Consider the following 13301-nt stretch of genomic DNA (forward strand, 5'->3'; position numbering starts at 1 on the left):
TTTTCCGACCTTAGGCCCGGTCGTCGGGAAGCGACAGTGTCGCGACGGCCTGCGCGGCGATCCCTTCGCGGCGACCGGTAAAGCCCAGCCGCTCGGTCGTTGTCGCCTTCACGCTGACCCGCAGCGGCGAAACCGCAAGGATGTCGGCGATACGCTCGCGGATCGCCTGGCGATGCGGTCCGATCTTCGGCGCCTCGGCGATGATCGTCAGGTCGACATGCGCGATCCGCCCGCCGCGCGCCGCGACGCGGGTGGCGGCGAAGGACAGGAAACGGTGCGAGGCCGCGCCGCGCCACTGCGGATCGCTCGGCGGGAAATGGTCGCCGATATCGCCGTCTCCGAGCGCGCCGAGGATCGCGTCGGTCAGCGCATGAAGCGCGACATCGGCGTCACTATGGCCTTCAAGTCCATGACTATGCGCGATTTCTATCCCGCCGATCCACAACGGCTTGTCGGCAACCAGCCGGTGAACATCATAGCCCATGCCGACCGCGTGTTGCATCATCCTGCCCGTCTCCAGCAATCCCGACAGGATCGCCATATCGTCCGCATATGTCAGTTTGTGGAGCCGCGCATCGCCGGCGACCGCAGCCACCGGCACCCCGATCCGCCGCACCAGCTGCGCATCGTCGGTCGCCGCGGCGCCGTCGGCTGCGGCATGCGCTCGGCGTAATGTCCCGAGCCGGAACGCCTGCGGGGTCTGCACCCGCGCCAGCGCACCGCGATCGACGACATCGCCCGCAACCCCGTCGGCCTGCGCGACCAGCGTATCGGGCACCGGCAGGGTCGGGATCGCCGCTTCGGCGCCGTCGGCGAGCGCGGCGAGCAGCCGGTCGATCACCGCGGCGCCGATGCCGGGCCGCGCCGCGTCATGCACCAGCACCGCTGCATCGTCCGCGAGGCCGGCCAGCGCCGCCAGCGCATTCGCCACCGATTGTTGCCGCTCGTCGCCCGGAGCCGCCGAAATCCAGCCTTCCGGCAGCGCGCCCGCCGACGCCATGACGTCATCATTGCCCACCAGCACCCCGCCCGACAGCCCGCCATGCGCGGCGAAGGCGTCGAGGCTCCAGCGCAGCACCGGCTTGCCGCCGAGCAGCGCGAGTTGCTTGGGCTGGTCATAGCCTGCGCGCGCGCCGACCCCGCCCGCTAGCAGCACGGCGACGACGGCAGGGGCGGGGGAAGGGGCGGACTCGCTCATCACCCCGCCGGTTAGCGCAGCCGTCGCTTGCGGGAAAGCCGCTTAACGTGTAGGGGCGCTGCTCAATTTTTAGGCAAATTCGAAGGCTTTCCCCATGGCGGCGCTGCGCCCCATCCAGATCGGTCCCATCACCATCGCGGATCCCGTGATCCTCGCGCCGATGACGGGCGTCTCCGACCTGCCGTTCCGCAAGCTCGTCCGCTATTATGGCTCGGGGCTCAACGTCACCGAAATGATCGCCAGCCAGGCCGCGATCCGCGAGACGCGTCAATCTGTGCAAAAGGCCGCCTGGGACCCGATCGAAGAGCCGGTGTCGATGCAACTCGTCGGCTGCACCCCCTATGAAATGGGCGAGGCGGCGAAGCTCAACGAGGATCGCGGCGCCGCGATCATCGACATCAACATGGGCTGCCCGGTGCGCAAGGTCACCAACGGCGATGCCGGCTCGGCGCTGATGCGCGACCTCAAGCTCGCCGCCGCGCTGATCGACGCCTGCGTCAAGGCGGTGTCGGTGCCGGTGACGGTCAAGATGCGCATGGGCTGGTGCCACGACAGCCTCAACGCCCCCGAACTCGCCCATATCGCCGAGGATATCGGCGCCAAGCTGGTCACCGTCCACGGCCGGACCCGCAACCAGATGTATCGCGGCGAGGCCGACTGGGGCTTCGTCCGCTCGGTCAAGGATGCCGTCTCGATCCCGGTCATCGTCAATGGCGACATCTGCTCGGCCGATGACGCGCGCACCGCGCTCGCGCAGAGCGGCGCCGATGGCGTCATGATCGGCCGCGGCGCCTATGGCCGCCCCTGGCTGCTTGGTCAGGTGATGGCGGCGCTGCGCGGCGAGGCCGAGCGCCCCGACCCCGGCCTCGACGAGCAATATGACGTCATTACATCGCATTACCGCGCGATGATCGACCATTATGGCGAAATGACCGGGGTCAATATGGCGCGCAAGCACCTCGGCTGGTACGTCAAGGGGCTCCACGGATCGGCCGAGTTCCGCAACAAGGTCAACCAGATCCCCGACAGCAAGGGCGTGCTCGACGCGCTCGAAGGCTTTTACGGACCGCATCTGACCAGGGCGGCTGCGTGAGCGCGCTCACGTCGAGCATCCCGACGTTCGACCATGACGAGCTGATCCAGTCGCATCCCGTCGCCACCTTGCTGATCGACCGCAACGGCGTCATCCTCTTCGTCAACGCCGCCGCCGAGCAGCTCTGCAACACCGGCCGCGCCGCGATGGTCGGCCATGTCGTCTATGACGTCATCGGCATGGACCGCAATTATCGCCAGCGGATGAGCGACCCCGCTTATTCGGCGCTTTTCGCCCATGGCGCGGAGATCAGCGTCGGCGGGCGCAAGGCGGTCGCGGTCGACATGCAGATGGTGCCTTATGGGAACGCCGGGCACCGCATCCTCGCGCTCGTCGCGTCGCAGCGCGATGCCGAACTGATGGGCGGCGCGATCGGCCGCTCGGGCCGCGCCGCCGGCGCCGCCGCCTCGATGCTCGCGCACGAGATCAAGAACCCGCTCGCCGGCATCCGCGGCGCGGCGCAATTGCTCGCGCGCGGCGCCGACGCGGGCAAGGCGCGCTTCACCTCGCTGATCGTCGCCGAGGTCGATCGCATCGCGACGCTGATCGACCAGATGGAGCATTTCTCGCGCGGCCAGCCGATCGCCTGCGAACCGCTCAACCTCTACCAGCCGATCCACCAGGCGATGGAGGCGGTGCGCGCGCGCCAGCTTCCCGGCATCCGCTTTGCCGAGGATTTCGACCCCTCGCTGCCGCTGGTCCTCGGCAACCATGACGCCATGGTGCAGATATTGCTCAACCTGCTCACCAACGCCTGCGAAGTGCTGGGCGCGCGCGACGACGGCACGGTGCGCATCGCGACGGCGTACCGCCACGGCCTCTCGATCGACAATGGCGACGGCCGCGGCCGCATTCCGCTGCCGATCGAGGTCGCGGTCAGCGACAACGGCCCCGGCGTCCCCGCCGAAATCCGCGGCGACCTGTTCGATCCCTTCGTCACCACCAAGCGCGAGGGCCGCGGTCTCGGCCTCGCGCTCGTGGCAAAGCTCGCGCGCGACATGGGCGGCACCGTCCAGCATATGCGCGACGACGAATGGACCCGCTTCCGCGTCCACCTCCCCGCAGCGCAAAAGGGCCAGACGGCATGAACGGCAAGACGATCCTGCTCGTCGAGGACGATCCGACGATCGCGCTGATCATCCGCGAAACCCTCGCCGAGGAATGCGGCGTCTTCGCCGCGGTCACCACCGTGGCCGAACGCAACGCCTGGCTCGCCGCGAACAGTCCCGACCTCGTCATCACCGATGTCGTGCTGCCCGACGGCGACGGCATCGACTCGCTGCCCGGCGCCGGGCTCGACGCGCAAGTGCCCGTGATCATCCTGTCGGCGCAGAACACCCTCGATACGGCGGTGCGCGCGACCGGCATCGGCAGCTACGACTATCTGCCCAAGCCCTTCGACCTCGAGGACCTGACGACCAGCGTCCGCGCCGCGCTGGCCCGCCGCCGCGCCGAACCCGCCGCCGCCGTCGAGGCCGGTCCCGCCGACAGTCACGGCCTCGTCGGCCGCGCTCCGGCGATGCAGGCGGTCTACCGCACCATCGCACGCCTCGCCTCGAACGACCTCGCCGTCCTGATCCTCGGTGAATCGGGCACGGGGAAAGAGGTTGTCGCGCGCGCCGTCCACGCCACCGGCCTGCGCCGCGCCGGGCCGTTCGTCGCGATCAACATGGCGGCGATCCCGCGCGAACTGATCGAGGCCGAACTGTTCGGCCATGAAAAGGGCGCCTTCACCGGCGCGCACAGCCGCAACGCGGGGCGCTTCGAACAGGCGGCGGGCGGCACCTTGTTCCTCGACGAAATCGGCGACATGCCGATCGAGGCGCAGACGCGGCTGCTGCGCGTCCTCCAGAGCAACGAATATTCGACCGTCGGCGGCAGCCAGGCCTTGCGTGCCGACGTTCGCGTCGTCGCCGCGACCCACCGCGACATGCGCACCCTCGTCGCCGACGGCCGCTTTCGCGAGGATCTTTTCTACCGGCTCAACGTCATCCCGGTGACGCTGCCCCCCTTGCGCGACCGGCGCAGCGACATCGCCGCGCTGATCCGCCACTTCGTCGAGGCCGGCCGCGCGTCAGGCCTTCCCGACCGCCAGTTCGCGCCCGCCGCGATGCAATTGCTCGAACGCTATGACTGGCCGGGCAACGTCCGCGAACTCGGCAACGTCGTCCAGCGCCTCGCGGTGCTGTCGCGCGACACCGTCGTTTCGGTCCGCGATGTCGAGGCGGTGCTCCACGAAAGCGGCGAGGGCCATCCGATCCTCGCCCCCGCCGACGCGATCGGCCGCGCCGTCGACGACTGGGCGCGCGAGGAACTCGCCGCCGCCGAACAGGACGGCACGATCCACGAACGGCTTCAGGCGATCGTCGAGGCCGCGCTGCTGCGCCGCGTGCTGCGCGACGTGCGCGGCAACCAGCTCGAGGCCGCCCGCCGCCTCGGCATCAACCGCAACACCCTGCGCAAGCGGTTGGGGCAGCTCGACATCGACCCGACCCGGGTGTGAAGCGGTGCCGGCACGGGGAAGTGCACCGGCTTGAAAGCTGGCACGGGATGGCATGAGAGCCTTCAATCGAGCGAAGATTTCTCGTTCATCGTCACCCCGGACTTGATCCGGGGCCTGCCTTGTCTTGCAGAAGAAAAAGGCGGGTGCCGCGTCAAGCCCGGCACGAGGACAAGGGATGGCGGCTAACGTCCGATTCCCACCCCAAAGCGGACCCCAACGCCGACTGCCTCACTCCCACTCGATCATCTCCTCGACGGCGGCACGAAACCAGGACCATATATCGTCGAACCGGCCCGAATCCTCCCAACCGGGCGAGGCGAAATCATGGATGATAACGACTTGCTCGCCGGAATCCTTTGACCAGCACGCCACATCGTCATTGTCCTGACGATAGGCGAAGGGGAACAGGTCGCGGGATGGATAACGTCGGGACAGTCCCTCGAAATGAACGGCGGCACGCCGCGCCTCCATGATATGCCAAGGAGTGATGTCGAGCAGCGCCTGTTCGACGATGCGCATAAAGGGCCCTGGATACTCCATCCAGTCGGGGCGCTCTCCTTCGGGCAGCAGATAGAGGCTGGTTGAACCCGGTCCAATGTCGGTCATGACCGGGTGATGCGGGCAGACGGCTTTTGCGTCAACGGATGTTCCCTATCGGCGATTTGCGCATCGCTCGGCCGGAACGCGGCAAGCGAGAGAAAGCCGATGGTCGCGCATGACCGATTGCGGCCACGCCGGGCTTTGCTAGTATGACCCGGTTCAGAATATTTGGGAGATAGCGATGCCCGGACCAATCAAAGGCTCATGCCTTTGCGGCAAAATAGGCTTCGTCGTCGACGGCAAATTCGGACCGGCCGGGCAATGTCACTGTTCGAAATGCCGCAAGGTGTCGGGAACCGATGGCAATGCCGTTTTCTATGCCGCGAAATCCAGCTTCCGATGGGTGAAGGGCGCGGACAATATCGCGACCTACCATGTCCCCGGTGAGCAGGGGTGGCAATCCAGCTTCTGCAAGACGTGCGGAAGTCCGACCCCGCACACCGATCGGGAAGGAAAGATATATTTCGTCCCGGCGGGCTTGCTCGACGACGACCCGGGATTTCGTGGGTATGCCGCCCATATATTCGTCGGTTCGAAGGCGCCCTGGGTGTGCATAACCGACGGGGCGCCGCAATTCGCGGCAGGATTCCCCTCGGACAAGGCCGATAGCTGACCGCGCGGAAAAGCCACCCGTCGCCGACCCTCCGCGGGCGCCGGAATGGCCTCTCACAACCGGTTGCGGAAATGAATCCTCCCTGCGGCGCAGCCGTGGGGAGGGGGACCGCCGCGTAGCGGTGGTGGAGGGGCCGCGGCGTTGCGCCAGCCTTTGACGGCGTCGGCCCCTCCGTCAGCGCTTCGCGCTGCCACGTCCCCATCGCTGCGCGACAGGGAGGAGTGGCAACGTCCGTTCCCCACCTCATTCCGGTCACCCGGTTCGAACCCAGCCAAAATGGCCGCTAACGACCGATTGCGGACTTTGTGACATCCTATAGAAGAATGTGATGCGCACTCATCCAACCAACATCGTTGACGCAATGACGGAGATGCTGACGTTCTTCGAAAATCGGTGTGACGATAGAGACACGCTCCGCAAACTTCTCATAATGATTGCGGATCGTGGAAGTTGGAAGGGCGCCCATGCGCTCTTCCAAGACATTCGACAAAAGACGCTGAAGGCGGAGAAGCGGGACGATCAGCTAGGTTTGGTACAATATGCTTTTGAGGAAATTTGCGCAAAGACCATATACAATCTCAGCGATTCTCCTGCGCCATTTGATGCTGACTCGGCATTCTGGGTGGTGCCTTTGGGTGTCGCTCTAGGGCGCCAAATGGGCCTTTCTGAGCCTTCACAGATCACGTCCCTATTGGAGATGTAGTCCACAGCGAGCGTCTGCTTCCCACCCCAAAGCGGTCCTTGGCATCCGAATCCGATCGCCCCGGATCCGCTCCTCCCGACACGACCCGCATTTCCCGGTTCCAGCGTCGAGCATCCGGCAAAACAACGCCCAACCGACACGATTTATACGCCAAACCGTGGTCCCCGCGCACATTGTGTGTTTTCTATGCAACAGGTTTGTCGTAACGAGGCAACAATGGCGAACGGCGTTACGGTAACCGGCGAAGCACAACCCGAAGGACAGGGCGCTCGTTCGCGCATCTGGACCTTTGCCGCACCCGAATATTACACGCTGGCCCTCATCCTTAGCGTCGGCATCGCCACCTATGTCTTCGTCACCGGCGACGCGCAGAGCGAACGGCTGCTCACGCCGGGGCTGGTCGCCGTGATCATGGTCGTCAACCTCGTTCCCGCGATGGCGCTGATCGTGCTCATCGGCAGCCGCGTGGCGCGCGCGCGCGCGATGCGCTCGATGGCGGGCGGTACCGGGCGTCTCCATGTCCGGCTCGTCGCGCTCTTTTCGCTGATCGCCGCGACGCCGACGATGCTCGTCGTGATCTTCGCCTCGCTGCTCTTCCAGTTCGGGGTCGATTTCTGGTTTTCCGACCGCTCGCGCGGCATGTTTGAAAATGCGGCGGGTCTCGCCGAGGGCTATTATCAGGAAAACCAGCGCGAGGTCGTCGCGAACACGATGAAGATGGCGGGCGATCTCGGCGATATCCTGGCCCGGTTTCCGATCGATGGTCCCGATTTTGCCGATTATTATCTGCAACAGGTCGTCGTCCGGAACCTCAATGAATCGGCGATCATCGAGATCGGTCCCGATGGCGTCGCGCGTACGGCGGCGATGATCGATCCCGATAATCGCGATGCCGAAGCGCGCATTTCGCCGTCGATCGTCGCGCGGCTCGACAATGGCGAGGATGTCATCGTCAGCCGCCAGTCCGACCGGATCGAAGCGGTCACCAAATTGCCGCGGCGATCGCGCGCCTATCTCTATGCGTCGCGCGATGCCAATGTTCTGGGCTTTCAGCAGTCGCAGCGCGCGAGCACCGTGCTCGCCGACTATAATGCCCTGTTCAAACGTTCGCAGCAGCTCCAGCTCCAGTTCAACGGCGCGCTCTATCTCGGCGCGCTGCTCCTGCTCGCGCTCGCCGTGATCGCGGCGATCGTCGTCGCCGACCGCATCGTCCGCCCGCTCGGCACGCTCGTCGGGGCGACGCGTACCGCCGCCGGCGGCGACCTGTCGGTGCGGGTGACGCCGACCGCACACGACGACGAGATTTCGGTCCTCGCCCATGCCTTCAACCGCATGACCGAACAGATTCAGGGTCAGACCGGCGCGCTGCTCAGCGCCAACGAGCAGATCGAGGCGCGCCGAAGCTTCATCGAAGCGGTGCTCAGCGGCGTCTCCTCGGCGGTCGTCTCGGTCGACGCCGGCCATCACATCCTGCTTGCCAACGCCGCCGCCGAGCGATTGATCGGGACCCCCGCCGACCAGCTCACCGGACGCCCGCTCGAACAGGTCGCGCCCGAACTCGCGCGCCTGATCACCGGCGACGAGCGCGAGGCGGTGGTCCAGCTCGCGCGCCGCGAGGGCGAGCCCGCGACGCTCGCCGCCAAGGCGGTCGCGCAGGGCGACGGCTTCGTCCTCAGCTTCGAGGATATCACCCAGCAATTGCTCGACCAGCGCCGCGCCGCCTGGTCCGACGTCGCGCGCCGCATCGCGCACGAGATCAAGAATCCGCTCACCCCGATCCAGCTCGCCGCCGAACGCCTCCAGCGCCGCTTCGGCGACAAGGTCGAGGGCGACCAGGCGACCTTCCGCAAGCTCACCGACACCGTGATCCGCCAGGTCCACGACATGCGGCGCATGGTCGACGAATTCTCCAGCTTCGCGCGCATGCCCAAGCCGACCTTCGGGGTCGAGGATATCCGCGACATATTGAAACAGGCGGTGTTCCTGTTCGAGGTCGCCAAGCCCGACATCGCCTTCAGCGTCACCGTCCCGAACGATATCGAGCCCTTGGTGTGCGACCGCCGCTTGCTGTCCCAAGCGCTGACGAATATCGTCAAGAACGCGGTTGAAGCCATTGAAGAAAATGCAAAAAATCCCGAAACTTCACCGATCGGCCACATTCGTGCGATCCTCGATATGGGCAATGATCGTGAAGTTGTGATCCGCATCGCCGACGACGGCATCGGCCTCCCCGAAGCCCGCGACACGATCGCCGAACCCTATATGACGACCCGCCAGGGCGGCACCGGACTCGGCCTCGCGATCGTCAAGAAAATCGTCGAGCAGCATTATGGCGAACTCGATTTTGCCGACAATCCGGCAGGAAAGGGGACGTGCGTGACGCTCACGCTTCATCCCGACCGCCTCCGCCCGCTCGCCGGGCGCGGCGCCGACACGACAACAGGGCAGGCCGAATCGGTCCCGGGCCGTTCCCGGAACCGGCAGGATAGAGAAGATCATGGCGCTTGATATTTTGATCGTCGACGACGAGCGCGACATCTGCGACCTCGTCGCCGGCGTCATGGAAGACGAAGGATATGAGGCGCGCACCGCGTCTGACAGCGACGCCGCGCTCGAGGCAATCCGCCAGCGACGCCCGTCGCTGGCGCTGATCGACGTGTGGTTGCAGGGCTCGCGGCTCGACGGGCTTGGACTGGTCGAGGCGATCAAGGCGTTCGATCCGACGCTGCCGATCATCGTGATCTCGGGTCATGGCGGGCTCGACACCGCCGTCGCCGCGATCCGCCGCGGCGCCTTCGACTTCATCGAAAAGCCGTTCGAGGCCGAACGCCTGCTCCACCTCGTTGCGCGCGCGACCGAAAACGAACGGCTGAAGTTCGAATATGAGCGGCTGCGCGAACGGGCCGGTCCCGCCGACGAACTCACCGGCACCAGCGCCGCGATCAACAATGTCCGTGCGACGCTGAAACGCGTCGCCGGTACCGGCAGCCGCGTGCTGATCACCGGCGCGGCGGGCGTTGGCAAGGAGGTCGCGGCGCGCGTCCTCCACGGCTGGAGCGGCCGCCACACCGCGCCGTTCCGCGTCATTTCGTCGGCGCGCATGGACCCCGAGACGGTCGAGGCCGAGCTATTCGGGTCCGAAAGCGACGACGGCGCGATCCGCGTCGGCCTGCTCGAACAGGCGCATGGCGGTACCGTCTTCCTCGACGAGGTCGCCGACATGCCGTTGACCACGCAGGGCAAGATATTGCGCGTGCTGACCGATCAGAGCTTCACCCGCGTTGGCGGGCGGACGATGATCCGCGTCGATGTCCGGATCATTTCGGGATCGGCGCGCGACCTGATGACCGAAATCGCCGAGGGGCGTTTCCGCGAGGATCTCTATTACCGCCTCAACGTCGTGCCGGTGCACATCCCGTCGTTGCGCGAGCGGCGCGATGACATCGCAGCCCTGTGCGAGCATTTTGTCGGTCGCTACGCGGCCGATCGCCGTGCGCCGCCGGCGGAAATCAGCACCGAAGCGATGGCGGCGCTCCAGGCGCACGACTGGCCCGGCAACGTTCGCGAACTTCGCAACGTCATCGAGCGCGTGATGATCCTCGCGCCGAGCGATCGGCTCGGGCGGATCGACGCCGACATGTTGCCTGCCGAACTGGTGCGCGGCGGCACCGACATATTGCCTAACGCCGAATCGATCACCGCAATCCCGCTCAAGGAAGCGCGAGAGAATTTCGAGCGCGAATATCTGCGGATCCAGATCAATCGTTTCTCGGGCAATATTTCGCGCACCGCGACCTTCATCGGCATGGAACGGTCGGCATTGCACCGGAAGCTGAAGCTTTTGGGTTTGACCGACAATTCGGACGGCGAAGCCTGAAAGCCATCGGCTTTGCGCTAGACCTGCGCGACGCTTTGCCGCATATTGGGCACGCCGCGACGAAAGCGGCGGTCCAGTCAGGGCCATCAAGCGGTTTTACCCGCCAAGAACAGGAGGCCAATGTGTCCGATAAAAACCAGAATCTCCAGGATCTCTTCCTCAACGCTCTCCGCCGCAGCAAGACACCGGTGACGATGTTCCTCGTCAAGGGTGTCAAATTGCAGGGCATCATCACCTGGTTCGACAATTTTTCGTTGCTTCTGCGCCGCGATGGCCAGTCGCAGCTCGTCTACAAGCATGCGATTTCGACCGTCATGCCCTCGCATGACTTCGACCTGTCGCTGCTCGGCGACAATCTGCGTGACGCTCCCGCCAGCAAGGGCAAGGCATTGCAGGATGTGTTCCTGAACGCGGTACGCAAATCCGACGAATCGGTGACGATGTTCCTCGTCAACGGCGTGATGCTGCAGGGCGATATCGTCGCGTTCGATCTGTTCTGCATGCTGCTCGAACGTGAGCGGCAGGTGCAGCTGGTCTACAAGCATGCGATTTCGACCGTGCAGCCCAATGGGCCGATCAATCTGACCGACAGCGAGCCCGAAGGCGACGCCTGATCGATCCGATGTCCGACAATGACGACGAGGTAACGCGCGGCGCCACGGCGGTGCTGATCGTACCCGAATGGCATAGCCAGCGCCTGTCGCGCGACCTCGACGCGCGGGCCGAGGAGGCGAAGGGCCTGGCGTTGGCGATCGGGCTGGAGGTCGTGGCGGTTTATCCGTTGCGGCTGCGGCAGACGCGCGCGGCGACGTTGATCGGGGTGGGGCAGATCGATGCGATCAAGGCCGAAGTTGGCGAAGGTGCCGCGCAGCTTGTCATTGTCGACGCGGCGCTTACCGCAATCCAGCAGCGCAATCTGGAGACCGCGTTCGGGACCAAGGTCATTGATCGCACGGGATTAATCCTCGAGATTTTCGGCGAGCGCGCGGCGACGGCCGAGGGACGGCTGCAGGTCGAACTGGCGCATCTCGACTATCAGGCGGGGCGGTTGGTGCGCAGCTGGACCCACCTCGAGCGCCAGCGCGGCGGCTTCGGCTTCCTCGGCGGCCCCGGCGAAACCCAGATCGAGGCCGACCGCCGGATGATCCGCAACCGGATGGCGCGTATCCGCCGCAGCCTGGAGGATGCCAAGCGGACGCGGCAGTTGCAGCGCGCCAAGCGCCAGCGGGCGCCCTGGCCGGTGGTCGCGCTCGTCGGCTATACCAATGCCGGAAAATCGACGATTTTCAATCGCTTGACGGGAAGTGACGTCATGGCGGAAGATATGCTGTTCGCGACGCTCGACCCGACGATGCGCGAGATCCGGCTGCCCGGCATCGACAAGGCGATCTTGTCCGACACCGTCGGTTTCGTGTCCGACCTGCCGACCGAATTGGTCGCGGCGTTTCGCGCGACGCTGGAGGAAGTGACCACAGCCGACCTGATCGTCCATGTCCGCGACATCGCGCATCCCGACAGCGAGGCGCAATATGCCGATGTTGTCGCAATCCTCAATTCGCTGGGCGTCAACGGCCCGCAGGACGGTGGGGAAGGGGGCGCCGATGCGCCCGCGGTCATTCCGCAGATCGAGATATGGAACAAGATCGACACCGCCGATTCCGATGAGCGCACGGCGATCGAAGAGATGGCGGCGCGGCGGAGTGACGTCGCGGTCATCTCGGCGGTCAGCGGCGAGGGCGTCGAAGCGGCCCGGACGCTCATGGCGTCGCAATTGACCGCGCTGCACAGGGTCGAACGCATTTTCCTCGGCTACGACCATGGCGAAGCGGCAGCGTGGCTTCACGCGCGCGGCGAAGTGCTGGGCGACGAGCCGCAGGGCGACGGTCATGTGTTGACGGTGCGGCTCGATCCTGCGGACAAGGCGCGGTTCGAACGGCTGTGGCCGGCTAGGACCGCTCCGACGCCTTGACCGCCTGCCAATGCGCTTCCTGCGCGTCGAGCGACAGGCCGTCCAGCGTTCCACCCACGCGGTCTTCCATGGCGGCAAAGCGTCTTGCGAACTTCATGTTGGCGTCACGCAGCGCACTCTCGGCATCGACTCCGAGCTTACTGGCATAGTTGACGACCGCGAAGAGCAGGTCGCCGACCTCTTCATGGCGTTCCTGTTCGTTGGTCGCCGCGGCCACTTCGGCAAGTTCCTCGGCGATCTTGTCGCGCGGGCCATCGGCATCGGGCCAGTCGAACCCGACGCGCGCGGCGCGCGACTGGAGCTTTTCGGCGCGGAGCAACGCCGGCAGCGACAGCGCAACGCCGTCGAGCGCACCCTTGGGACCGTCGGCGGCGCGTTCGTTCGCCTTGATCGCTTCCCATTGCAGCCGCACATCGGACGTCGTGGCGTCACCGAAGATATGCGGATGGCGGCGCTCCATCTTGTCGGAGATCGCGGTCGCGACATCGTCGAAGGTGAACAGGCCATCGTCGGCCGCGATCTGGCTGTGAAAGACGACCTGAAGCAACAGGTCGCCTAGCTCGTCACAGATCGCCGCGGGGTTGCCGCCGGCGATCGCGTCGGCGACTTCATAGGCTTCCTCGATCGTATAGGGCGCGATGGTCGAGAAGTCCTGCGCCAGATCCCATTCGCAGCCGCCGTCGGGGTCGCGCAAGCGGGCCATGACGCCAAGCAGGCGGGCCATGGGGGATGCGGGGGATTTGGT

The 13301-nt window shown here is 65.7% G+C and carries 12 protein-coding genes; 9 read left to right on the forward strand and 3 right to left on the reverse strand.

Translation table 11 applies throughout. The annotated features are described in order from the left end of the window. Window positions 1-10: 10 nt before the first annotated feature. Window positions 11-1198 carry a bifunctional 2-C-methyl-D-erythritol 4-phosphate cytidylyltransferase/2-C-methyl-D-erythritol 2,4-cyclodiphosphate synthase gene (locus AC07U1_RS21275; RefSeq protein WP_495177607.1) on the reverse strand — a complete coding sequence of 396 codons (1188 nt, stop codon included), beginning with the start codon at window positions 1196-1198 and terminating at the stop codon, window positions 11-13. 94 nt (window positions 1199-1292) lie between these two features. On the opposite strand from AC07U1_RS21275, the gene dusB reads away from it, so the two are divergent. The 3 genes from dusB to AC07U1_RS21290 are packed head-to-tail and all read left to right on the forward strand — an operon-like array spanning window position 1293 to window position 4794. Beyond that, window positions 1293-2291, forward strand: a complete 999-nt coding sequence (gene dusB / locus AC07U1_RS21280; protein ID WP_056351408.1) for a tRNA dihydrouridine synthase DusB — start codon at window positions 1293-1295, stop codon at window positions 2289-2291. Next, window positions 2288-3379: a two-component system sensor histidine kinase NtrB gene (locus AC07U1_RS21285; RefSeq protein WP_495177606.1), complete on the forward strand. Its 1092-nt coding sequence runs from the start codon at window positions 2288-2290 to the stop codon at window positions 3377-3379. The genes dusB and AC07U1_RS21285 overlap by 4 nt, the downstream gene beginning before the upstream one ends. Further along, complete coding sequence (locus tag AC07U1_RS21290) at window positions 3376-4794, forward strand: sigma 54-interacting transcriptional regulator (protein ID WP_495177605.1); 1419 nt, start codon at window positions 3376-3378, stop codon at window positions 4792-4794. The genes AC07U1_RS21285 and AC07U1_RS21290 overlap by 4 nt, the downstream gene beginning before the upstream one ends. A gap of 228 nt (window positions 4795-5022) precedes the next feature. On the opposite strand, the gene AC07U1_RS21295 is transcribed toward AC07U1_RS21290, so the two are convergent. Next, a complete protein-coding gene (locus AC07U1_RS21295) occupies window positions 5023-5400 on the reverse strand; it encodes a hypothetical protein (RefSeq protein ID WP_495177604.1) in 378 nt (125 codons plus the stop codon). Window positions 5401-5575: 175 nt separating this feature from the next. On the opposite strand from AC07U1_RS21295, the gene AC07U1_RS21300 reads away from it, so the two are divergent. The 6 genes from AC07U1_RS21300 to hflX all read left to right on the forward strand — a co-directional run bounded on the left by AC07U1_RS21300 (window position 5576) and on the right by hflX (window position 12556). Continuing rightward, the gene (locus AC07U1_RS21300; RefSeq protein WP_495177603.1) at window positions 5576-6007 is read left to right on the forward strand and encodes a GFA family protein; all 432 of its coding nucleotides are present in this window, start codon (window positions 5576-5578) and stop codon (window positions 6005-6007) included. Between the two features lie 328 nt (window positions 6008-6335). Then, complete coding sequence (locus AC07U1_RS21305) at window positions 6336-6710, forward strand: hypothetical protein (RefSeq protein WP_187140162.1); 375 nt, start codon at window positions 6336-6338, stop codon at window positions 6708-6710. Window positions 6711-6926: 216 nt separating this feature from the next. After that, entirely contained in the window at window positions 6927-9218 is a 2292-nt protein-coding gene (locus AC07U1_RS21310; protein WP_495177602.1) for a sensor histidine kinase, read from the forward strand. Beyond that, complete coding sequence (ntrX, locus tag AC07U1_RS21315) at window positions 9208-10587, forward strand: nitrogen assimilation response regulator NtrX (protein ID WP_187140160.1); 1380 nt, start codon at window positions 9208-9210, stop codon at window positions 10585-10587. The genes AC07U1_RS21310 and ntrX overlap by 11 nt, the downstream gene beginning before the upstream one ends. A gap of 122 nt (window positions 10588-10709) precedes the next feature. After that, complete coding sequence (gene hfq / locus AC07U1_RS21320; RefSeq protein ID WP_056351428.1) at window positions 10710-11201, forward strand: RNA chaperone Hfq; 492 nt, start codon at window positions 10710-10712, stop codon at window positions 11199-11201. A gap of 8 nt (window positions 11202-11209) precedes the next feature. Further along, window positions 11210-12556 carry a GTPase HflX gene (gene hflX, locus AC07U1_RS21325; RefSeq protein WP_495177601.1) on the forward strand — a complete coding sequence of 449 codons (1347 nt, stop codon included), beginning with the start codon at window positions 11210-11212 and terminating at the stop codon, window positions 12554-12556. Here hflX and mazG read toward each other — a convergent pair. Continuing rightward, complete coding sequence (mazG, locus tag AC07U1_RS21330; protein WP_495177600.1) at window positions 12534-13280, reverse strand: nucleoside triphosphate pyrophosphohydrolase; 747 nt, start codon at window positions 13278-13280, stop codon at window positions 12534-12536. The two genes, hflX and mazG, sit on opposite strands and share 23 nt — an antisense overlap. Between the last annotated feature and the right edge of the window lie 21 nt (window positions 13281-13301).

The organism is Sphingopyxis sp. GW821-FHT02C12 (genome assembly GCF_059421785.1).